The organism is Streptomyces sp. NPDC033966 (assembly GCF_055575955.1).
Map to the genome: position 1 here is coordinate 395,372 of NZ_JBVIRQ010000003.1, position 21,134 is coordinate 416,505.

Annotated in this window: 18 protein-coding genes; 7 read left to right on the forward strand and 11 right to left on the reverse strand. The window is 75.1% G+C overall.

Annotated elements, in window-relative coordinates:
- Positions 1-56: 56 nt before the first annotated feature.
- Positions 57-2,138, forward strand: coding sequence for a SpoIIE family protein phosphatase (locus ACZ518_RS10745; RefSeq protein WP_469112672.1), 2,082 nt, complete (start codon positions 57-59; stop codon positions 2,136-2,138).
- On the opposite strand, the gene ACZ518_RS10750 is transcribed toward ACZ518_RS10745, so the two are convergent.
- The 3 genes from ACZ518_RS10750 to modA all read right to left on the reverse strand — a co-directional run bounded on the left by ACZ518_RS10750 (position 2,139) and on the right by modA (position 6,003).
- Positions 2,139-2,804, reverse strand: a complete 666-nt coding sequence (locus ACZ518_RS10750; protein WP_469112673.1) for a DUF4328 domain-containing protein — start codon at positions 2,802-2,804, stop codon at positions 2,139-2,141.
- Positions 2,805-3,134: 330 nt separating this feature from the next.
- Complete coding sequence (locus ACZ518_RS10755; protein ID WP_469112674.1) at positions 3,135-5,066, reverse strand: ABC transporter permease; 1,932 nt, start codon at positions 5,064-5,066, stop codon at positions 3,135-3,137.
- 133 nt (positions 5,067-5,199) lie between these two features.
- Positions 5,200-6,003 (reverse strand): molybdate ABC transporter substrate-binding protein, encoded by an 804-nt coding sequence (gene modA / locus ACZ518_RS10760; RefSeq protein ID WP_469112675.1) that lies wholly within the window; start codon positions 6,001-6,003, stop codon positions 5,200-5,202.
- A gap of 362 nt (positions 6,004-6,365) precedes the next feature.
- Here modA and ACZ518_RS10765 point away from each other — a divergent pair, with 362 nt between their 5' ends.
- The gene (locus ACZ518_RS10765; RefSeq protein WP_469112676.1) at positions 6,366-6,800 is read left to right on the forward strand and encodes an RNA-binding S4 domain-containing protein; all 435 of its coding nucleotides are present in this window, start codon (positions 6,366-6,368) and stop codon (positions 6,798-6,800) included.
- Positions 6,801-7,222: 422 nt separating this feature from the next.
- On the opposite strand, the gene ACZ518_RS10770 is transcribed toward ACZ518_RS10765, so the two are convergent.
- From ACZ518_RS10770 to ACZ518_RS10785, 4 genes are all read right to left on the reverse strand, one after another.
- Positions 7,223-7,630, reverse strand: coding sequence for a PTS-dependent dihydroxyacetone kinase phosphotransferase subunit DhaM (locus tag ACZ518_RS10770; RefSeq protein ID WP_469112677.1), 408 nt, complete (start codon positions 7,628-7,630; stop codon positions 7,223-7,225).
- Entirely contained in the window at positions 7,627-8,235 is a 609-nt protein-coding gene (gene dhaL / locus ACZ518_RS10775) for a dihydroxyacetone kinase subunit DhaL (RefSeq protein WP_469112678.1), read from the reverse strand. Before dhaL ends, ACZ518_RS10770 begins: the two co-directional genes overlap by 4 nt.
- A 37-nt stretch (positions 8,236-8,272) precedes the next feature.
- Positions 8,273-9,271 carry a dihydroxyacetone kinase subunit DhaK gene (dhaK, locus tag ACZ518_RS10780; protein ID WP_469112947.1) on the reverse strand — a complete coding sequence of 333 codons (999 nt, stop codon included), beginning with the start codon at positions 9,269-9,271 and terminating at the stop codon, positions 8,273-8,275.
- 117 nt (positions 9,272-9,388) lie between these two features.
- Positions 9,389-9,853 (reverse strand): MarR family winged helix-turn-helix transcriptional regulator, encoded by a 465-nt coding sequence (locus ACZ518_RS10785; protein ID WP_469112679.1) that lies wholly within the window; start codon positions 9,851-9,853, stop codon positions 9,389-9,391.
- Between the two features lie 110 nt (positions 9,854-9,963).
- Here ACZ518_RS10785 and ACZ518_RS10790 point away from each other — a divergent pair, with 110 nt between their 5' ends.
- On the forward strand, positions 9,964-10,524 hold the full coding sequence (locus ACZ518_RS10790) for a DoxX family membrane protein (protein ID WP_469112680.1): 561 nt from the start codon (positions 9,964-9,966) through the stop codon (positions 10,522-10,524).
- A 126-nt stretch (positions 10,525-10,650) separates the two neighbouring features.
- The gene (locus ACZ518_RS10795; protein ID WP_469112681.1) at positions 10,651-12,444 is read left to right on the forward strand and encodes a glycoside hydrolase family 15 protein; all 1,794 of its coding nucleotides are present in this window, start codon (positions 10,651-10,653) and stop codon (positions 12,442-12,444) included.
- Between the two features lie 66 nt (positions 12,445-12,510).
- Here the strand turns inward: ACZ518_RS10795 and ACZ518_RS10800 are convergent, their stop codons facing one another.
- Positions 12,511-13,917, reverse strand: a complete 1,407-nt coding sequence (locus tag ACZ518_RS10800; RefSeq protein ID WP_469112682.1) for an APC family permease — start codon at positions 13,915-13,917, stop codon at positions 12,511-12,513.
- Between the two features lie 368 nt (positions 13,918-14,285).
- Between ACZ518_RS10800 and ACZ518_RS10805 the strand changes: the two genes are divergently transcribed.
- Entirely contained in the window at positions 14,286-14,546 is a 261-nt protein-coding gene (locus tag ACZ518_RS10805) for a hypothetical protein (protein WP_469112683.1), read from the forward strand.
- Here ACZ518_RS10805 and ACZ518_RS10810 read toward each other — a convergent pair.
- Complete coding sequence (locus tag ACZ518_RS10810; protein WP_469112684.1) at positions 14,518-16,722, reverse strand: PP2C family protein-serine/threonine phosphatase; 2,205 nt, start codon at positions 16,720-16,722, stop codon at positions 14,518-14,520. The two genes, ACZ518_RS10805 and ACZ518_RS10810, sit on opposite strands and share 29 nt — an antisense overlap.
- Before the next feature lie 4 nt (positions 16,723-16,726).
- The gene (locus tag ACZ518_RS10815; protein ID WP_469112948.1) at positions 16,727-18,139 is read right to left on the reverse strand and encodes an MFS transporter; all 1,413 of its coding nucleotides are present in this window, start codon (positions 18,137-18,139) and stop codon (positions 16,727-16,729) included.
- A gap of 224 nt (positions 18,140-18,363) precedes the next feature.
- Here ACZ518_RS10815 and ACZ518_RS10820 point away from each other — a divergent pair, with 224 nt between their 5' ends.
- Together ACZ518_RS10820 and ACZ518_RS10825 are read left to right on the forward strand one after the other, a co-directional pair.
- A complete protein-coding gene (locus ACZ518_RS10820) occupies positions 18,364-19,281 on the forward strand; it encodes a LysR family transcriptional regulator (protein ID WP_469112685.1) in 918 nt (305 codons plus the stop codon).
- A 111-nt stretch (positions 19,282-19,392) separates the two neighbouring features.
- Entirely contained in the window at positions 19,393-20,109 is a 717-nt protein-coding gene (locus ACZ518_RS10825; RefSeq protein ID WP_469112686.1) for a class I SAM-dependent methyltransferase, read from the forward strand.
- A gap of 2 nt (positions 20,110-20,111) precedes the next feature.
- Here ACZ518_RS10825 and ACZ518_RS10830 read toward each other — a convergent pair whose 3' ends face one another.
- A complete protein-coding gene (locus ACZ518_RS10830; protein ID WP_469112687.1) occupies positions 20,112-21,023 on the reverse strand; it encodes an alpha/beta hydrolase fold domain-containing protein in 912 nt (303 codons plus the stop codon).
- Between the last annotated feature and the right edge of the window lie 111 nt (positions 21,024-21,134).

Genomic DNA, 21,134 nt, shown 5'->3' on the forward strand with positions numbered 1-21,134 from the left:
GACGGCCGTCACGCTCTCGCATGCCGTGTGCGGGGGAACAGTGAGACCCTGGCTGCATGGACCAGCGGGGACGGACCCCGGAGGTCGACTGGCCCGCGCGGCCCGACCTGAGCCTCGCGCTCAACCGGATGGGCACCTTCGACTGGGACCTCGACAGTGGGCGCCTGTATCTGGACGCCACCGCCCTCGAGGTCCTGGGCCTGCGCCCGGAGCAGTTCGACGGGACCCCCGCCGGACTGCGCCGCCGTGTCGTGCCCGGCGACGGGGCCCGGCTGGACGGCCGGGTGGAACGGGCCCTGAAGGACGGCCGCAGCCACTACGGGGCGTACTTCCGCACCCTGCGCGAGGACGGGCCACCGCGCTGGACCCACCTCCAGGGGCGCGTCCTGCGGGACCCGCACGGCCGCGCGTACCGGGTGATCGGCATCCTCCGCGACGCCGACCAGGACCCCGGGGAGCCGGGCGCCGCGGGGGAGCGGGACGAAGGACGGCGCCGGATGACCGGGGTCGTCGAGCGGACCACCGCGATCCTCGCGCACGCCCGCACCGTGAACGACGTGACCGACGTCCTCAAGGACCCCGAGGCCCTCGGCCACCTCGGAGCCGTCAGCGTCATGCTCGGCGTCGTCGACGGCGGCCGGATCCACCTGGTCGCGGAGGGCCGGCTCGGCTCGTACGTGCCCGAGATCGAGTACACCCGCATCGACGCGGAATTCCCGATGAGCGAGGCCGTACGGACCATGCAGCCGGTCTTCCTCGCATCGCGCGAGGAGTTCCAGCGGCGCTACCCGCTGCTGTGGCCGTACATCGAGCCGCTGGCCGTGCGCAGCGGGGTCTACCTGCCGCTGATCGCGCAGGGCCGGCCCGTCGGCGCGCTCGGGCTGCTGTACACCCGCGACGGGGACTTCGACGCGGAGGAGCGCAACCTGCTGGTGGCGCTCGGCAGCGGGATCGCGCAGGGACTCCAGCGGGCCATCCTCTTCGAGCAGGAGCACGACCTCGCCGAGGGCCTCCAGCGGGCCATGCTGCCCCGGGCGATCCCGGAGGTGCCGGGCGCGCTGATCGCCGTACGCTACCGGGCCGCCCGGGTCGGTCGGGAGATCGGCGGCGACTGGTACGACGTGGTCCCCCTCGGCGAAGGCCGGGTCGGGGTGACGATCGGCGACGTCGAGGGCCACGACACGGACGCGGCGGCCGTCATGGGGCAGCTGCGGATCGTGCTCCGCGCCTACGTGCTGGAGGGCCACACCCCCGGCACGGCGCTGGCGCGGGCCTCCGCCTTCCTCCGCGACCTGGCGACCGAGCGCTTCGCCACCTGCACCTACGCCGAACTGGACCTCAACACCGGGATGCTGCACATCGTGCGGGCCGGCCACCTCGACCCGGTCGTGCGGCGCGGGGACGGCAGCTGCCACCGGATCCAGGTGGTGGGCGGGCTCCCCCTCGGCCTGCCCCCGCGCGAGCAGCAGGGCAGCGGCTCCGGCTACCCCGTCACCACCCTCGAACTGCACCCCGGGGACACCCTGCTGCTGTGCACCGACGGCCTCGTCGAACGGCCCGGCGGCGACTCCGACACCGGGATGCGGGAGTTCATGGAGGCGGCCGCGCACGGCCCGGCCGACGTCGAGGAACTCGCCGACGTGCTGTGCGACCTCGTCGGGGACGCGGGCGGCGGGGACGACATGGCCCTGCTCCTGCTGCGCCGGCGCGGCACCCCCGCCCCGCGCGACGGCGGACCGCTGCGCCAGCGCCTGGTACCGGGCGACGCCGACGGCCCGGCGATGGCCCGGCACCTGATCCGGGCGGCGGTGGCCGCCTGGGGCGCCCGGGACCGGGCCGACGAGATCGAGCTGGCGGCGGACGAGCTGATGACCAACGCCCTCGTCCACACCGAGGGCGGCGGGCAGGTCGCCCTGCGGCTGACCGCCGCGGGCCGGATCCGGATCGAGGTCGAGGACGGGAGCAGCGCCCTGCCCCGCCGCCGGGAGGCCGACGACTGGGCGGTGTCCGGCCGCGGCCTGCTGCTGGTCGAACGGCTCGCGGACGCCTGGGGCGTGGAGCCCCGGGGTGCCGGTAAGTGCGTGTGGTGCGAGTTCGCCGTACCCGTCCCCGCCACCACTCCCCGGACGCGGGCGTAGTCAGACGGCCGCGTACGGGCCCTGAACGGCCTTCACGTTCTGCAGGGCCGACAGCCGGCGGACGAACAGCACCGCGAGGACGGCCGCGGCGACCGCCGTCAGGTCGGTGACGACCCCGAGCACCGAGACGTCGCGCAGGCCCTCGGGGGTCTCGGCGCGGACGTACAGCACGCCGAGGACCCGGTCGAGGAGCAGCGACAGGACCCACACGAGCCACCAGGACGTCACCGGAGCCGCGGAGAGGCGGCGGTACGAGCCGTCCGGCGCGAGCTGGACGCTCGCCTCCCAGGTCTGCTTCGCCACCCGGTACGGCAGGAAGAGATTGCCGACGGGCACGAACCAGGAGCCGATGGCCCAGCCGCTCGCCAGGGTGAAGGCGTCGGGGCGGAAGACCTGGCCGTTGACGCGCACCCGGTGGAACCAGATGACGAAGACCACGGCCGTGACGACCAGGGCCAGCCACTGGAGGGCCGCGGCGACGCCGGTCAGCAGGTCGGACAGGTCGAGCGTCCCGTCCGGGACCGAGGAGGGGTCCGCGGCGACGTCCCGCATCAGCGACCACGTGAACGCGTTGGCGGCGGCGGAGAAGAGGTTGATCACGGCTGCCGCGCAGAGCAGCACCGTCAGCGCGGTCGCCAGGCCCTGAGGGGAGCGCAGCTGCTGCACGGGCGGCGGGGGGAACGGGAAGGACTGGCCGGGGTACGGGGTTCCGGGAAGCGGAGGGCCGGCCGGGTACGGGGCCGCCCCGTGCGGCGGCTGCGGGCCGGGGCCCGGCGGTGGCGGCGGCGATCCGGGCGCGCTGAAGGACATGGTGCAGGACCCCCCACGGGACGTGCGGAAAATGCGGTGGTGGACGGGACACCGGCCGGTTCGAACGCCGGTCCGTCCGGGCAGCGCTGAACATATGTCAGTGCCGTGTCCCGCGTCCAAACCGCCCGTCGGCCCGTCGGTCCGTCGGCCCTCCGGCCGGCACCGGCCATCCCGGCCGGACACCGCCTACAGCGGTACCAGCGTGACCTCGGTGGCCTTCACGCTCGTCCACACCGGCGCGCCGTCGGCCACGCCGAGCTCGGCGGCGGCCTCCGGGGTGATCTCCGCGACCAGGTCGGGCGCCTGGGCCGAGGCGACGAGCACGCGCAGCCGGCTGCCGGCCGAGGTGACCTCCCGTACGGTGCCCGGCCAGACGTTGCGGGGGCTGCCACCCGGGCGGTCCCGGTGCAGGGACACCGCCTCCGGGGCGATGATCGCCAGGGCCTGGGTCCCCCGCGCCAGCGTCTCCGCCACCACCAGCCGGCCGCCTCCCGCGAGCACGAGCCCGTCGGCGGAGGCGGTGCCGGGCCAGGCGTTGCGGCCCAGCATCCGGGCCACCCACGGCGAGCGCGGATGCCGGGCGACCTCGGCGGGCGGCGCGTCCTGGAGGGTGCGCCCGTCGGCCAGTACGAGGACCCGGTCGGCCAGCGACACGGCCTCGACGGGGTCGTGCGTGACGATCAGGCAGACCCCGCCGAAGCCGGCCAGGTGCCGGCGCAGGGTGTGCCGTACGTGCGCCCGGGTCGTCTGGTCGAGGGCGGCGAGGGGCTCGTCGAGCAGCAGCAGCCGGGGCCGGGCGGCCAGCGCCCGGGCGAGGGCCACCCGCTGCGCCTGCCCGCCCGACAGCTGCGCGGGCCGGCGCTGGGCGAGGTGGCCCACCCCGAGCCGGTCCAGCCACAGCTGCGCCTCGCGGCGGGCCTCGGCGCGCCCGACCCGGCGGGCCCGGAGTCCGTACGCGGTGTTGGCCAGGGCGCTCAGGTGCGGGAACAGCGCCCCGTCCTGCGGGACCCAGGCCACCTGCCGCCGGTGCGGGGGCAGTGCGGTGACGTCGGTGTCCCCGAGCCGCAGCTCGGCGCGGGCGCGCGGGGTCAGGCCGAGCAGGGCGCGCAGCAGGGTGGTCTTGCCGGCGCCGTTCTCGCCCACCACGGCGATGGTGGTGCCGGGTCCCGCGTCGAGGGTGAGCTCGTTGAAGCCGGTGACCTCGGCGTGCAGGGGCCAGCGGCCGCCATCGGCCCGGGCCGGGGCGAGCTCGGGGCCGGGGGTCTCCTCGGGGACGGCGGGGGCGGGCGCTCCGGGCCCGGCGGCGGGGGCCTTCGCGGCCACGGGCGTGCCGGTCCAGCGGCCGCGCAGGGCGATGAGCACGCCCATGGCGATGGCGAGCAGCAGCAGCGACACCGAGGTGGCGGCCTCCGGCTGGTCCTGGAGCAGCAGGTAGACCTGGAGGGGCAGGGTCTGGGTGGTGCCCGGCAGGTTGCCGGCGAAGGTGATGGTCGCGCCGAACTCGCCGAGCGCGCGGGCCCAGGTGAGGGCGGCGCCGGCGATCAGGCCGGGGGCGACCATGGGCATGGTGACCGTGAAGAACACCCGGACCGGCGAGGCGCCCAGGGAGGCGGCGGTCTCCTCGTAGCTCTGCTTCAGCCCGCCGAGCGCCCCCTCCAGACTGATCACCAGGAAGGGCATGGCCACGAAGGTCGCCGCGGCGACCGCCCCGGAGGTGTGGAAGGGCAGTGTGACGCCGAAGGTGTCCTCCAGCCAGGGTCCGAGGAGTCCGCGCCGTCCGAAGCCGAGCAGCAGCGCGACACCGCCGACGGTCGGCGGCAGCACCATCGGCAGCAGGACCAGTGAGCGGACGAAGGACTTGCCCTTGAACTCGACCCGGGCCAGCAGCCAGGCGAGCGGCACGCCCAGGAACAGCGAGAGCCCGAGCGCCCACAGGGACACCACCAGCGAGAGCTTCAGGGCCGTGACCACACCGGGGCTGGTGAGGTGGGCGCCGAGTTCGCCCCACTGCGTACGGGTGAGGATGCCGATGAGCGGCAGCAGCAGGAACGCGACGGCGAGCAGCGCGGGGAGCGCCAGCGTCACGGGGGGCCGGGTGCGGGTGCGGAGTCTGCTCATGGGGTGATGGGGGTTCCTGGTCGGGGCCGGGGAGGGATCCTACGGAGCGTACGGGCGCGGCGCGGGCACCGGACACGCCGAAAGGGGCTGCCCGTCCCCCCGGACCGGGCAGCCCCCTTCGCAGCCGTGTCGGCTAGGCCCTCTGGAAACCGGCGTCCTGGAGGATCTTCTGCGCCTCGGGGCTGCTCAGCCAGGTGACGAACGCGGCGGCGGCCTCGGGGTTCTTGGACTGCTTGAGGGTGGCGGCCGGGTAGGAGGCGACGGCGTTCTGCTCGTCCGGGATGTCCACGGAGACGACCTTGTCACCGGACTTGACGGTGTCGGTCTTGTAGACGAGGCCGGCGTCGGCCTCGCCCAGCTCGACCTTGCTCAGGACGGCGCGGACGTTGGGCTCCTGGGAGACCGGCTTCACCTCGATCTTCTGGGCTTCGAGGATCTGCTTGCTGTAGCGGCCGACCGGGACCTCGGGCGCCGCGAGCACGACCTTGATCTTGGAGTCGGCGAGGTCCTTGAGCTCGTCGACCTTGAAGGGGTTGCCCTTGCCGGTGGCGATGACCAGGCGGTTCTTCGCGATGACGGTGGCGTCGTCGGTCTCGGCCTTCAGGCCGTCCATGGTCTTGGTGTCGGCGGTGACCAGCGCGTCGGCGGGGGCGCCCTGCTTGACCTGGGCGGCGAGCTCCTGGGAGCCGGCGAAGGAAAAGGTCACCTTGGTGCCGGGGTGGGACTTCTCGTAGGCGGCCTTCGCCGTGTTGAACACGTCGGTGAGGGAGGACGCGGCGAGCACGGTGAGGTTCGCGGCCTTGGCTCCGGCGGAGGCGGGCGCGGCGTCGTCCGCCTTCTTCTCGTCGCCGCTGCTGCCGCAGGCGGACAGGGGTACGAGCAGGGCGGCGGTGAGCGCGGCGGCGGCGATGCGGCGGGTGTTCGGGGTGGCGGACATGGGCGGGCGCTCCTCGGTCGGGTCGGCGGCCGGCCGGGTGCCGGAACCGCGCGGTGGTGACCCGCGCCGGTGACGGGCGGAGCGGGTGGGGCGAGCGGACGGGACGACCGGGTGGGTCGGGGCCGGGTCCGGGGATGGCCGGTGGGCCCGGCTCAGGCGCGGTCGACGTGCGCGCTGGTCGACTTCACGCGGGCGGTGGCCCGCACTGGCCGAGGGTGTAGAACTGCATGTGCGACAAGGTAGGGGGAACAAACCTGCATGTGCAATTCGTTTGGCTTGATCTCTGTCGCATATGCCATGGCCCTTGTGGTATCTGCCAAATCCGTTCCGCTTCGGGGCCGCCGGATCGCTAGAGTCGGGGCATGGCTGACTCAGGGACGGAGGGACCGTTGACCGGTACGAGGACCACGGCGACGGGGGCGGCCCCGCTGGAGACGGGGACCGCGCGGGTGGACGCCTGGATCTGGTCGGTCCGGCTCACCAAGACCCGGTCCGTGGCGGCGACGGCCTGCCGGGCGGGCCACGTGAAGGTCAACGGCGAACGGGCGAAGCCCGCGCAGCAGGTGCGCGCGGGCGACGAGGTGCGGCTCTTCCACGCGGGCCGCGAGCGGATCGTCGTGGTCCGGCGCCCCGTGACGAAGCGCGTCGGACCACCGGTCGCCGCCGAGTGCTACGTGGACAACAGTCCGCCGCCGCCGACCCCGGTGGAGGCGGCGGTGACGGGCATCCGCGACCGCGGCACGGGCCGCCCGACGAAGCGGGACCGCCGCGAGATGGAGAACCTCCGCGGCCGCTAGTGCTGTGGCCGGGAAGGTGTGCCGGGTCGCGGTGTCCGGTGCGGTGCATCGCAAGGCGGAGGGCCGCGGCTCGTACTGGACGTACGTGCGCGGTCCGGCAACGCGGCGAGGTGCCGTGCCGGGCGCCGCGACCGGGTGGACCTTTCCGGGCACGGCACCAGCCTCCGGCGGTGCGGGGGATTCCCGGCCGGGCCCGTCCCGGATGCCCCCGGGGCGCGGGCCCCACGGGATGTCCGCCGCGCGGACGCCCTCCGGTCCTCCTGCCCATCCGGGCCCGGCCTGGTGCCCGGCATCGGCCGTCCCCGGAGCCGCCGTCCGAGGTCAGAGGCCGCCCGGCCCCCCGGCGGGAGGGAGGGCCGGGCCCCGGGCCACCGGCGCGGGACGCCGGCCGGGGATGCCAGCGGGCGCCCGGGCCGGTGGGGTCAGGACTTGCGGTAGGCGTACGCCTCCTCGGCCGCCGTCGCCACCGCCTCCAGGGGGGCTCCCGCCGAGGCGGCCACCACCGCCGCCACCGCGCCCTCCAGGAACGGGGCGTCCACCAGGCGGGACCCGGGCGGGAGTTCCTCGTCCTCCAGGAGGGCCTTCACGGTCAGCACCGAACTGCCCAGGTCCACCAGCAGCGCGACCCCGGCCCCCCGGTCCACCGCCGACGCGGCCGCCGTGATCAGCTCCGCGCTCGTGCCGAGCCCGCCGTCGGCGGTGCCGCCCGCCGGGGCCACCGGGGCCACCGCCCCGCCCGCCGCGATGCCCCGCGCCAGTTCCGCCACCGCCTCCGCGACCCCGGCGCTGTGCGACACCAGCACGATCCCGACCAGCGCCCCGCCGCTCACGCGGCCGCCTCCGCCGCGTCGGCCAGCGCGCCCAGCAGCAGGGCGGCCGAGGTGGCTCCCGGGTCCTGGTGCCCGACGCTGCGCTCCCCGAGGTAGCTGGCGCGGCCCTTGCGGGCCAGTATCGGCACCGTCGCCAGCGCCCCGCCCTCCGCCGCGTCCCCGGCGGCACGGTAGGACGTACCCAGCGCCGCGACCCCGGGGACCAGCGCGTCCAGCATCGTCTTGTCACCCGGGACCGCCCCGCCCAGCCGGGCCACCGCCTCCACCCCCGCGTCCAGGGCCCCGCGCAGCTCCTCGTCGGAGACCTCGGCGGCCTCCCCGAGTTCCTTGCCGGTGCGCCGCAGCAGCGTCCCGTACAGCGGTCCGGACGCGCCGCCCACCGTGGAGATCAGGGTGCGGCCGGCCAGCTGGAGCAGTGCCCCGGGCGCGGCCTCCGGGCCGGCCCCGGCCAGCGCCGTACGCACGGCCGTGAAGCCCCGCAGCAGGTTGGCCCCGTGGTCGGCGTCCCCGATGGGGGAGTCGAGCTCGGTCAGCCGGTCCGCCTCCCGTTCCACGGCCGCCGCGGCGGCCTCCATCCAGCGCCGGAAGAACTCCGCGTCCCGCATCCCGTCTCCTCCGCCTTCCCGTACGTCCGCCACGCGCTCAGCAGCCCCAGCGCAGGGCGGCCGTCCGCACCGGCGCGTCCCACAGCCGCAGCAGCTCCTCGTCCGCCCGGCACACGGTCACCGAACAGCCTGCCATGTCCAGGGAAGTGACGTAGTTCCCGACGAGCGCCCGGGCCACCGGCACGCCCCGCGCGGCCAGGACCGCGGCCACCTCCGCGTGGAACCCGTACAGCTCCAGCAGCGGGGTCGCTCCCATCCCGTTGACCAGCAGCAGCACCGGACCGCCCAGTGGTCCCGTCTCCGCCAGGTCGTCCAGTACGGCTCCCACCGCCACCTCGGCGATCTCCCGCGAGGTCATCATGGCGTGCCGCTCCCGGCCGGGTTCGCCGTGGATCCCCACGCCCAACTCCAGCTCCCCGTCGGGGAGGTCGAAGGTCGGACTGCCCTTCGCGGGCGTGGTGCAGGCGCTGAGCGCCACCCCGAAACTGCGGGAGGAGTCGTTGACCCGCCGGGCGAGGGCGGCGACCCGCTCCAGCGGCGCCCCCTCCTCGGCGGCGGCTCCGGCGATCTTCTCCACGAACAGGGTCGCGCCCGTGCCGCGCCGCCCCGCCGTGTACAGGCTGTCGGTCACGGCGACGTCGTCGTCGACGAGCACCCGCTCCACCCGCAGGCCGTCCTCCTCCGCCAGCTCGGCGGCCATCTGGAAGTTCAGCACGTCCCCGGTGTAGTTCTTGACGACGAACAGCACCCCCTGCCCGGCGTCCACGGCACCGGCCGCGTGCAACATCTGGTCGGGTACCGGCGAGGTGAACACGGCGCCGGCGCAGGCGGCCGAGAGCATCCCGGGCCCCACGAACCCGGCGTGCAGCGGCTCGTGCCCGGACCCGCCCCCGGAAACCAGCCCGACCCGGCCGCCGGCCCGCGCGTCCCGCCGCAGGACGACCTGCCGCTCCACGTCGACGTCGAGCTCGGGGTGCGCGGCCGCCATGCCGCGCAGCGCGTCGGAGACCACGGTGTCGGGTGAGTTGATGAGCATCTTCACGGAAACCTCCCGGTGCGGTGGAGTCGTGTCCTGTGACCTGCTGCCGACGGTATGGCAGAGGGTCCCGCCGGGGTGGCGGAACGCGGACGCGGCGCGGGGGAGGGTCTTGCTTCAGGCGCCCTGTTCGCGCAGGCGGCGGCTCACCTCGCCGAGGCCGTCGGCGAGGGCGTCCAGCTGTTCGGGGGTGAGGACGTCCACGAGGGCCTCGCGGACCGCCGTGACGTGGCCGGGGGCGGCTTCCTCCAGGCGAGCGCGGCCCGCGTCCGTGAGGACGGCGAAGACGCCCCGGACGTCCGAGGGGCAGCTGCGGCGGCGGACCAGGCCGGCCTTCTCCATCTGGCCGACCTGGTAGGTCAGGCCGCTCTTGGAGTTGATCAGCCCGTTGGCGAGTTCCGTCATGCGCAGTTCCCGGTCGGGCGCCGCGGCGAGCCGCACGAGGATCTCGTACTGGGGGTGGGAGAGTCCGGAATCGTCCTTCAGCTGCTGGTCGAGCCGCCGGTTCACCAGGGCGGAGGCGGCCAGGAAGCCCCTCCAGGCCCGCATCTCGCGGTCGTCCAGCCATCTCGGTTCAGCCATGGCGCCAGGGTACACGAGTTGTTCGAATTTGAATCAATGGCTATGGTCGGGCTCAAGCAGGTTCGAATTTGAACCAATCCCCTCGGGCCGCCCGACCGGAAGGACCCCCCATGAGCAGCGCCACCGCCACCGCCACCGCGACCAAGACCGCCGCCGCCCCGGCCGCCCCCGCCGCCGACACCTCCTCCTACGACGCCGGACTGCTCCTGCTGCGCGTCGTCCTCGGCCTCACGGTGGCCGCCCACGGCACCCAGAAGCTCTTCGGCTGGTTCGGCGGCGGCGGGATCGGCGGCACCGGCCAGTTCTTCACCGCCAGCGGCTACCCGGCGGGTGACGCCATGGCCGCCCTCGCCGGCCTGACCGAGACCCTCGGCGGCCTCGGCCTCGCCCTCGGCCTGCTCACCCCGCTCGCCGGGGCGGCCGTCACCGGCACGATGATCAACGCCCTGGCCGTCCACGGCACCGGCGCCTTCTTCGCCCCGAAGGGCATGGAGTACGAGCTCCTGCTCGCCGTGGCCGCCGCCGCCCTCACCCTGGCCGGCCCCGGCCGCCACGCCGTCGACCGGCTGCTGTCCGTCCCCGCCCTGCGCACCCACCGCCTCGCCCTCGGCGCCCAGGCCCTCGCCCTCGGCGTGGTCCTCGCCGCCGTGACGCTCTTCGTCCGCAGCTAGTGCCGTGCCCGGCCGTGTCTTGGGGGCGGCCGGCCGCACCTCGCCGACGGTGGGGAGGACGCCCGCGCCGCCGCCCAGCCCCGGGCGGGCTGATTGACCCCCGGAGTTTGCGGGAAAAGCGGATGAATGACACAACCCATCGAAGACTACGCACTCATCGGCGACCTGATGACCTGCGCCCTGGTCGGCCGTGACGGGTCCATCGACTGGCTGTGCCTGCCGCACTTCGACTCCGCCGCCTGCTTCGCCGCCCTCCTCGGCAACAAGGAGAACGGCCACTGGCGCATCGCCCCGGCCGCCGCCGAGAACGGCGAACGGTGCACGCGGCGGGCCTACCTGGACGGCTCGCCGGTCCTGGAGTCGTACTGGGAGACCGACGAGGGCACCGTCAAGGTCGTCGACTTCATGCCTCAGCGCGACGAAGCGCCCGACGTGATGCGGATCGTCGAAGGGGTCTCCGGCCGGGTCACCGTCCGCAGCACCCTGCGGCTGCGCTTCGACTACGGCCACGTCGTCCCCTGGGTCCGGCGCAGCGAGGGCGACCGGGTCGCCGTCGCCGGACCCGACTCGGCCTGGTTCCGCAGCGAGCCGCCCGTACGGACCTGGGGCGAGGACCGCAGCACCCGCTCGGAGTTCACCGTCGGCCCCGGCGAGAAGGTCGCCTTCGTGCTGACCTGGCACGCCTCGCACGAGCCGCGCCCCGAGCCCGTCAACCCGTACGAGGCACTGGAGCAGAGCCTCGCCGACTGGCGGGAGTGGGCCGCCCAGTGCCGCTACGACGGCCCTTACAAGGAGGCCGTCACCCGGTCGCTGATCACCCTCAAGGCCCTCACCTTCGCCCCCACCGGCGGGATCGCCGCCGCCGCGACGACCTCCCTGCCCGAGGAGATCGGCGGCGTCCGCAACTGGGACTACCGCTACTGCTGGCTCCGCGACGCCACCCTCACCCTGGGCGCCCTGCTGTCCACCGGCTTCCTCGACGAGGCACGGGCCTGGCGGGCCTGGCTGCTGCGTGCCGTCGCGGGCGACCCGGCCGACCTGCAGATCATGTACGGCATCGCCGGCGAGCGCCGCATCCCCGAGACCGAACTGCCCTGGCTGCGCGGCTACGCCGGCTCCGCCCCGGTCCGGGTCGGCAACGCCGCCGTGGACCAGCTCCAGCTGGACGTGTACGGAGAGGTCCTCGACGCCCTGCACCTCGCGCGGGCCTCCGGGCTGGCCTCGGAACGGCACGCCTGGAAGATCCAGCTCGCCCTCCTCGACTTCCTGGAGCGCAACTGGCACCGCCCGGACGAGGGACTGTGGGAGGTGCGCGGCCCGCGCCGCCACTTCACCCACTCCAAGGTGATGGCCTGGGTCGCCGCCGACCGGGCCGTACGGACCCTGGAGAACGCCCCGCACCTGCCGGGCGACGTGGAGCGCTGGCGGGCCATGCGGGACGAGGTGCACCGCGACGTCTGCGACAAGGGCTACGACCCCGAGCGGGGCACGTTCACCCAGTACTACGGCTCCCGCGAGCTGGACGCGGCCACCCTGCTCATCCCCCGCGTCGGTTTCCTCCCGCCCGACGACCCCCGTGTGATCGGCACGGTCGACGCCGTCCGGGCGGAGCTGGGGAGCAGCGGCCTGGTCCGCCGCTACAGCACCGAAGGGCCTTCCGTCGACGGACTGCCCGGGGACGAGGGCACCTTCCTGGCCTGCTCGTTCTGGATGGCCGACGCCCTGCACATGACCGGCCGGACCAAGGAGGCCCGCGAGCTGTTCGAGAAGCTGCTGGCGGTGCGCAACGACGTGGGCCTGCTCGCCGAGGAGTACGACACCCGCACCGGGCGCCAGCTCGGCAACTTCCCGCAGGCGTTCAGCCACGTCGGCCTGGTCAACACCGCCATCGCCCTGTCCGGTACCGAAGCGGCCGGCTGACCCCGCGCACACGGGCGGGGGGCCGCCGCGAACCGCGACGGCCCCCCGGACGACCCGCCGGAACGGTCAGGCCGCCGGCTCGTCCTCCGTGCCGGGGATGCTGACCAGCCAGCGCGAGTCCTTGTGCGGCCGCAGGTACAGCGCCCAGTAGAGGGTGGCCACGGCGGTGATGCCACCGGTCCACAGCAGGTACTGGGTCTCCTGCTGGGTCAGGATGTACGCGAAGACGAGGATCAGCACGATCGGCACGGCCGGCCACAGCGGCATCCGCCAGGCGGCCTTCTCCCCGTGCGCCCCGCGCCGGCTGAACAGCGCGGCCACCGCGACCAGCAGGTACATGCCGGTCACCGACACGCCGGTCACCCCGTACAGGGTGTCGAGGTTGACGAAGCACATCGCCGCGCCCGGCAGGCCGACCAGCAGCGTGGCCACCCAGGGGGAGCCGAAGCGGCCCAGCCGCGACAGGCCGCGGTTGACCGGCTCGGGCCAGGCCTTGTCGCGGGCCGAGGCGAACAGCACCCGGGAGTTCTGGATGACCATCACGATGCCGGCGTTGACGATGGCCAGGGCCACGCAGAGGCTGACGAAGGTGCCGACGGCCGAGTTCGACCAGGCCGTCACCATCGCGCCGAGGTCGCCGGAGGTCAGCGCCTCCAGGTCCGGGGCGCCCACGGTGATCGCGATGACCGGGACCAGGATGACGGCGGAGGAGATCGCGAGGGTCGCGAGCACGGTCCGCGGGACGTTGCGGCGCGGCTGCTCCAGCTCCTCGGAGAGGTAGACCGCGGTGGAGAAGCCCTGGGTGACGAAGAGCGCGATCGCCAGCCCGGAGACCACCATCATGGCCGTCACCGTGGAGACGCCGCCGCCCTCGGCGGCCACCGAGCCGTGCACCAGGGCGTCGGCGCCCCGCTCGCTGTGGGCGAAGCCGAGCACGGCGACCAGCGCGGCGGCGACCACCTCCAGCACGAGGAAGACGCCCGTGATCCAGGCGTTGGCGCGCAGGTCCAGCAGACCGGCGAGGGTGGCGAGCAGCATCACGCCGGCGCCGGCCAGCGGAGCCGGTACGTCGATCACCGGGGAGAGGTAGTCGGCCGTACCCATGGCGATCACGGGCGGCACGATCATCACCACGAGCAGGGACAGCACGAAGACGAGCCAGCCGGCGAGCCGGCCCGCGAGGGTGGAGACCATGGCGTACTCGCCGCCGGCACTGGGGATGAGCGTGCCCAGCTCCGAGTAGCAGAAGGCCACGCCCACGCAGAGCAGCGAGCCGATGGCGATGGTGAGCGCGGTCCAGGTGCCGAGACCGGAGAAGAGGTCGGGCACGACGACGAAGAGGGTCGAGGCGGGCGTCACGCACGACAGCGTGAGCAGGGTCCCGCCGACGACGCCGATGGAACGCTTGAGCTTCTGCGGGATGGGGCCGGTGGCCGGGGCGAGGGCCTGTGGTGCGCTGATCGTGTCAGTCATCGGTGCGAGGTTCCGATCGGCAGTGCGGTGAAGGAGTACGGGAGCGGTATCGCCTCCGGGGCGGTGGTGGGCACTTCGTTCGAGTGGCTCCCGGGCCGCTATGCAAGCTCCACGAGATCCGCAGGTCAATAGCTGTTCACCTGCGGAATCCATCGTGGATCACCCCTCCGGCTACCCGATTCCGGTGTCAAGGCCGCGTAAATGTTGCCCGGCCGGGGTGTGCGGGAACCGCAGCGAGATCCAATGAATTTCCCTCCGCTTTGCCCAGGGCCAGGAGACCTCCCGAGCCGGCCGGGTGGGAGCCGGGCGGGAGGTGTGGATGGGCCTGGGGGCCTATGCCGCATGCGCCGGGATCGTCCCCGGGGCCGATGGGCGCCCGGCGGCGGGCCGCGAGAATTCCAGGCACGAGATCGCGACGGCAGTACGCGGTCGGCTTCAACCTCCAGAAGTACCAGCGCCCGGACGCCGACGGCCGCCCCCTTCCGCACCCCGTCGACACGGCCCTCGGCGCACTCCAGGACCAGGCCCTGTGCCCGTCGGCCGCCGGGGCCCGGACCCCCGCCCCCGCGCCGGTCCCCGACCCGCAGGACCCGTTCCTCCTCAAGAAGGCCGCCCGGGCGCTCCGTTAGCGGTGCGGGAGGCCAGCAGCAGGGCGATGTCGTCCGGGCGGTCCGGGGTCCGGGCCGCCTCGGCGACCAGCCGGTCGGCCGTCTCCGCCAGCGGGGACGGCCGGGCCGCGGCCAGCGCCGTCCGCAGCCGCTCCACCCCGTCGTCGATGTCCGCCCCCGGGGTCTCCACCAGCCCGTCCGTGTACAGGGCCAGAACCTCGGCGGGAGCCAGCGCCAGCTCCGTCACCGGGTACCGGGCCCCGGGGTCGACGCCGAGCACCACCCCGCCCGCCAGGTCCAGCACCTCCGCCCGGCCGTCGGCGTGCCGCAGCAGCGGCTGCGGGTGCCCGGCGCGGGCGGCCAGGGCGCGGCCGGAGCCCGGGTCCAGCAGGACGTAGCAGCAGCTGGCGAACTGGCCCGGGTCCAGGTCGATCAGCAGCTGGTTCGTGCCCCGCACCACCTGGTCCGGGGTGTTCCCGCTGAGCGCGAAGGCCCGTACGGCGCTGCGCAGTTGGCCCATGGTGGCGGCGGCCGCCACCCCGTGGCCCTGGACGTCCCCGATGACCAGCGCCAGCCGGCCCCCGTCCGTCTCGATGACGTCGTACCAGTCGCCGCCGACCTCCATGCCGTCCGTCCCGGGCAGGTACCGGCCCACCGTGGTCACCTCCTCCCGCACCGGCAACCGGTGCGGCAGCAGGGCCGCCTGGAGCCCCCGGGCCAGCGCCGCCTCGCTGTCGTAGCGCCGGGCCCGCTCCAGGGCCTGCGCGATCAGACCGGCCAGCGCCGTGAGGACCGTACGCTCCTCGGGACTGAAGCCGCGCCGCTCGTCGAAGCCGAGGATGCAGGAGCCGACCGGGCGGCCGGAGGCGATCAGCGGCAGGAAGGCGCGGGCCCCGACATCGGCGTCCAGCGGGATCCCCGGATAGGCCGCGGCCAGGTGTTCCATCGACTCGAAGAACAGCGGCCGGCCCGAGGTCAGGGTCTCCACCCCCGGCAGCCGCTCGTGGAGCGAGACCCCGTCGAAGCGGCTCAGGAACCCCTTGGGGAAACCCGTCTCCCAGGCGAGGTACAGGTGCCGTTCGTCGAGCATGTAGATGGCCAGCTGCCGGCCGCCGAACGCGGGCAGCAGCTCCTCGGTGACCACCGCCGACACCTGGCGCGCGGTGACCGCCTCGGTCAGCGCGATGGCCAGGGCCACCGGCCGGTACAGGGAGGAGGCCCGGTCCGCGGGCGAACCGAGTCCGGCGCCGGGCCGGGCCACCGACCCCGGCGCGTAGGCGGGCGGCTCGGCGGCCTCCAGGGTCACCGTCACCCCCGAGGGGCCCGGGAACAGGCCCACCGACAGCCACTCGGCGGCCGGTCCGGCCCCGGCCCCGGCGCCGGCCCCGGCGCCGGCCCCGGTGTCCGGACCGGCGGGCACCCGCCGGGCCGTGAAGCGCACGGGCTCGCCGGAGACGAACACCCCGCGGAAATGGTCCTCGTAGGCGGAATGGCCGAGCCAGGGCAGCACCTCCCACAGCGCGCGCCCGTGCAGCAGGGGCGCGGGACGCCCGAGCAACTCCTCGGCGGCGGTGTTGGCGAAGGCGACGGCACCCTGCCGGTCCACGGACAGCACCGCCGTCCCGAGCCGGTCCACGGCCTCCCGGGCCTCCTCCGCACCCGTCGCGGGCAAGGGCACGCACAACGGGTCGCCGTCCCACAGCACCGCCTCCCCGGCGGCGCGCAGCGCGTCCAGCTCCCCGGCCAGCCCGGCGGCGGCCTCCCGCAGCCGCTCCCGCTCAGCGGCCCCGAGCACCGCCCCCGGCGTCGCCGGCCGCAGCACCAGCAGCACCCCGAACCGCTCCGGCCCGGTGCCGACCGGCTCGTAGAACGACCCGAAGGGGAAGGGCAGCCCGGCCATCAGCTGGGGGAAGCGCCGCATCGCCGCCTCCGCGTCCGGCAGGTGCACCGACTGCCCGGTGCGGTACGCCTCGGCGACCGGGTACGGCCGGTTCACCTGCATCCGCCACCACGGCCGGAACAGCCGCCCCGGCAGGCCCGTGACCACCGCCATCCGCAGCAGCCCGTCCGTGCCCGAGCGCAGGTAGACCCCGCCCGCGTGACCGCCGACGGCCTCCACGGCAGCCACCGCCGCCCGCGCGAGCGCCCGGTTCCTGGCGACGGAGGCCGGGCCCACACCGTCCGCTCTCGCCGTCACACAGTCAGGATGCGCCCTCGGCCCCGGCGGCTGCACCCGTTCGCCCCGGGCCGCTCCCGCGGTACCCCCGGACCACCGCCGCCGCGGCGGCGAGCAGTACGAACGCCACCGTGCGCAGTGCCGCCCCCATGGCGTCGGTGAAGGCGGCCGCCTGCGCGGGATCCGCCGGGTTCCCGTGGAAGCGGGAGGCCAGCACCGTGCCGACCACCGCCACGCCCAGCGCCGCGCCGATCTCCCGGGCGGCGGTGTTCAGCCCCGAGCCCAGCCCCGCCTGGTGCGGCGGCAGCTGCGCGACCACCGTCAGGGTCAGCGGGGGTGCGCACAGCCCGGTCCCGACTGACAGCACCAGCAGGTAGCCGCCGTACACGGCGTACGGGGTGCCAGCGTCGGCGGTGGACACCAGCAGCAGCCCGGCCGCGATCAGGAGCAGCCCCGCCCCGACCGGCAGCCGGGGCCCGGTCCGCTCGGTGAGCCGCGCGCCCAGCCTGGGCACCACCGCCATGCCGACCGTGAGCGGGACGATCGCCAGCCCCGCCAGGGCCGGCGAGAAGCCCTTGGCGTACTGGAGGTACTGGGCGTTGACGAAGAAGAGGGAGAACAGCCCGAAGAAGGCGGCGCCGATGCCCAGCGTCCCCGCCCGCAGCCCGCGCGAGGCGAAGACCCGCGGGTCCAGCAGCGGGCGGGCGGCGCGCAGCGCGTACCCGGTGAAGACGGCCAGCAGCACCGCCCCGGCCCCGAAGGAGCCCAGGACGCGGACCGAGGACCAGCCGTACGAGGGCCCCTCGATGATCCCGTGGACCACCGAGAACAGCGCCCCGGCCAGGACCAGGGCCCCGAGCGGATCGACGGCCGCGTCGGCGCGCGAAGGAGTGCGCGGCACCGCGACGGCCACGGCGAGGGCGAGCAGCGCGCCCAGCGGGACGACCCCCCAGAACAGGGCCCGCCAGGTGAGGAACTCCCCGGCCAGGCCGCCGAACACGTTGCCCGCAAGGCCCCCGAGGCCGGCGGACAGCGTCCAGGTGGCCAGCGCCTGCCCGCGCCGCTCGGGCGGGGTCAAGTGGACCAGCACGGACATGGTGGCGGGCATGACCAGCGCCGCCCCGGCCCCGGACAGCCCGCGTCCGGCGATCAGCGCCGCCGGTCCGGCGGCGAGGGCGCTGAGCGCCGCGCCCGCGGAGAACAGTCCGAGTCCGGCCAGCAGCGCGCCCTTGCGGCCGTACCGGTCGCCCAGGGCCCCGGCCGGGATCAGCAGCGCGGCGAAGACGATCACGTACGCGTCGACCGTCCACAGCAGCTGGCCCGGGGCCGGGCGCAGGGTGGAGGCGGCGAGCTCGGGGATCAGCAGGTTCACGGCGGCGACCATGCCCTGCGCGACGAGCACGCAGGCGCACAGCACCAGCAGGGCGGGGCGGGACAGCCCGGGGCCGGACGGTCCGGGCGCGGTGGCCCCTTCCGTCCCGCGCGGGGACTCGGTCCGGGCCGGGGACGGTGTGCGGGCATGGCGGAGCACGGCTCCTCCTCGGAGTCGGTGAAGGGTGGTGGAAGGGGGCGGGGGAGGGCCGGTCGTCCGGCCCGATCGCCCCGGGAACCACCGTAGGGTTGGCCCCACCTGCTTTCCAGTGCAAGTTCTGCAAGGGATGAATGCGCGTGACGCAATCCGGATCCGGGCTGCCCGGGGTGGACCTCAACCTGCTCGTCGCCCTCGACGTCCTCCTGGAGGAGTCGAGCGTCTCCCGGGCCGCCGCCCGCCTGCACCTCTCCGAGCCCGCCATGAGCCGGACCCTGGGCCGGATCCGCAAGGCCCTCGGCGACCCCGTGCTCGTCCGTGCCGGGCGCACGATGGTCCCCACCCCGCACGCCCTCTCCGTCCAGGGGGAGGTACGGGCCGTGGTGGAACGCGCCCGCGCCCTGTTCCTCACGGGCGGCCGGGTGGACCTGGCGACCCTGACCCGCACCTTCACCGTCCTGGCCCACGACTCCTTCGCCGCCGCGTTCGGCGCCGCCCTCTTCCGGCGGACGGCCCGCGAGGCCCCGGGGGTGCGGCTGCGGTTCCTCTCCGAGAGCCACGTCGACCTCCCGATGCTCCGCGAAGGGGTCGCGGACCTGGAGTTCGGCGTCATCGACACCCGTTCGCCCGAGGTGCGCACCGAGCACCTCTTCGACGACCGCGTGCTCGGCGTCGTACGCAGTGGGCACCCGCTGCTGCGCGGGCCGGTCACCGCCCGCCGGTTCGCCGCCGGGGAGCACCTGACCGTGTCGCGGCGCGGCCGGCTGGAGGGGCCGGTCGACGAAGCCCTCGCGGAGCGGGGCCTGGCCCGCCGGGTGGTGGGCAGCATGGCCTCGTTCTCGGCCTCCCTCCTGGTGCTGCGCCAGACCGATCTGATCGGCCTGGCCGCCTCCCGGACCGCCCCGCAGACCGAAGCGCTCGGCCTCGTCACCTTCGAGGTCCCCCTGGAGCTGCCGCCGCTGCCGGTCGGGCTCGCCTGGCACCCCCGCCACGACGCGGACCCGGCGCACGTCTGGCTGCGCGCCTGCGCCCGCGAACTGCTGCCGGGCTGATCCGGAAGACACGGCACCGGGAAGCGGCGATGCGCCGAACGCCTCCCCCGAAGGGGGGAACAGGCCGCCGCGCACGCCGTCGTCCGCGCCCCCGCCGGGGAGGCATCCGGCATGCGACACCAGTACGACGACACGCACCCGGCACCCCGCGCGGCGTTCACGGCCGCCGACGCCTACACCCTCCGCACCGCACTCGACGCCCTCGGCGGGGTCCGCGACCTCGACACCCTCGACGTGGCCTGCGGGCACGGCGGCACCGCCGCACTGCTGGCGAGCGGCGGCGCCCGGCGCACCGTCGGCGTCGACAACTGCCCGGACCGGGTCCGCCGGGCCCGGGCTTCCGCGCCCCCGTCCACCCCCGTCGAGTACGTGGTCGCGGACGCCGCCGACATGCCGCAGCTCGGCCCCTTCGACCTGGCCACCGCCGTCTACGTGTTCAGCCACGCCCCCGACCGGGCGGCCCTGCACGCCATGTTCCGCGGCATCCGCGCCAACCTGCGCCCCGGAGGGCGGCTGCTGACGCTCGTGCGCAACCCGGGGGCGTACCCGCGGGTGGACTGGTCCCCGTACGGGATGCGCATCCTCGACCGGGTGCCGGACGGTGACGCCCCGCTGCTGAAGGCGCAGTTCCTGACCGAGCCCCCGCAGCACTTCGAGTACCGCGAATGGGCGCACGCCGACTTCGCCGAAGCCGCCGTCGACGCCGGCTTCAGCACCGTCGGCTGGCAGCCCTCCCGCACCCCGCCCGCCGACGCCGCGCGCGACGAGGCGTACTGGACGGCGTACCGCGCCTGGCCGGTCAGCTCGCTGATGACGTGCACCGCCTAGTCTCAGTCCTGGTCGGCGGTCTCCCCGACGAGCTCGACGATCCTGTCCAGGGCCGCCCGCCCCTCCGGGACCGGCAGCAGCGGGTACGCGTGCGGCATCCCCGGCTCCTCGTGCCACTCCACCCGCGCCCCGGCCGCGCCGGCCCGCCGCCGCAGCTCGTGGCTGTCGGTGGCCAGCACGTCCCGGGTCCCGGTGAACACCGTCAGCGGCGCCAGCCCCTCGAAGGAGCCGTGCAGCGGGCTCACCCGGGGGTCGTCCGTCGCGAGGGTCCCCGCGTACAGCCGTCCCGCCTCGGCCAGCCCGGCCCGGGCCAGCACCGGATCGGCCGCCTCCAGCGCGGCCTGGCCCGGGTGGCTCATGCTCAGGTCGAGCCAGGGGGAGATCAGCACGATCCGCGACGGCTGCGCCCCGGTCCGCTCCCGCAGCCGCTGCGCGGCGGCCAGCGCCAGCCCGGCGCCCGCGGAGTCCCCGATCAGCACCGTCCCGCCGGCGCCGCCGCTCTCGATCAGACCGCTCAGCAGATCCGCGGCCACGGGGACGTTCCGGTCGGCGGTACCGCGCGGGGCGAGCACGTACGCCGGGACGACCACCCGGGCCCGGGCCCGGGTCACCAGGGTCCGGATCAGCGACCAGTGCGGCCGGACCAGCTCGTCGATGTACGCGCCGCCGTGCACGTACAGCACCCGTGCCACGGGCTCCTGCCCGCGCGGCGAGGCGTCGTACACCGGCCAGGCCCCGACGAAGGTCCGCGACAGTTCCGCGACCCGGCCCAGCGAGCGCGGCGGCAGATGCGAGGCGGGCCTGCGGGCCGCCTGCGCGACCGCCGCCCGGACCGCCTCGGCGGTCGCGAACCGTCTTCGCCGCCCCGTCGCCACCAGTGCGGCCGAAAGCGCCCTGCTGCGCAGACTCGGCACGCCCCTCACCTCCCCTTTTCCCCGGTGAGGGACCATAGCGCGGCTCCCGCCCCCGGGCCCCATCCCCGTCCAGGGAGGAGCATAGGCGTGAAGCTGCGCTGTCGACCCGCT

Bases quoted from the DNA above. Each gene is read 5' to 3' on its own strand.
- ACZ518_RS10745 (WP_469112672.1), top strand. From the start codon at position 57: ATGGACCAGCGGGGACGGACCCCGGAGGTCGACTGGCCCGCGCGGCCC.
- ACZ518_RS10755 (WP_469112674.1), bottom strand. From the start codon at position 5,066: ATGAGCAGACTCCGCACCCGCACCCGGCCCCCCGTGACGCTGGCGCTC.
- modA (WP_469112675.1), bottom strand. From the start codon at position 6,003: ATGTCCGCCACCCCGAACACCCGCCGCATCGCCGCCGCCGCGCTCACC.
- ACZ518_RS10765 (WP_469112676.1), top strand. From the start codon at position 6,366: ATGGCTGACTCAGGGACGGAGGGACCGTTGACCGGTACGAGGACCACG.
- dhaL (WP_469112678.1), bottom strand. From the start codon at position 8,235: ATGCGGGACGCGGAGTTCTTCCGGCGCTGGATGGAGGCCGCCGCGGCG.
- dhaK (WP_469112947.1), bottom strand. From the start codon at position 9,271: ATGCTCATCAACTCACCCGACACCGTGGTCTCCGACGCGCTGCGCGGC.
- ACZ518_RS10785 (WP_469112679.1), bottom strand. From the start codon at position 9,853: ATGGCTGAACCGAGATGGCTGGACGACCGCGAGATGCGGGCCTGGAGG.
- ACZ518_RS10790 (WP_469112680.1), top strand. From the start codon at position 9,964: ATGAGCAGCGCCACCGCCACCGCCACCGCGACCAAGACCGCCGCCGCC.
- ACZ518_RS10795 (WP_469112681.1), top strand. From the start codon at position 10,651: ATGACACAACCCATCGAAGACTACGCACTCATCGGCGACCTGATGACC.
- ACZ518_RS10800 (WP_469112682.1), bottom strand. From the start codon at position 13,917: ATGACTGACACGATCAGCGCACCACAGGCCCTCGCCCCGGCCACCGGC.
- ACZ518_RS10805 (WP_469112683.1), top strand. From the start codon at position 14,286: ATGGGCGCCCGGCGGCGGGCCGCGAGAATTCCAGGCACGAGATCGCGA.
- ACZ518_RS10820 (WP_469112685.1), top strand. From the start codon at position 18,364: ATGCGCGTGACGCAATCCGGATCCGGGCTGCCCGGGGTGGACCTCAAC.
- ACZ518_RS10825 (WP_469112686.1), top strand. From the start codon at position 19,393: ATGCGACACCAGTACGACGACACGCACCCGGCACCCCGCGCGGCGTTC.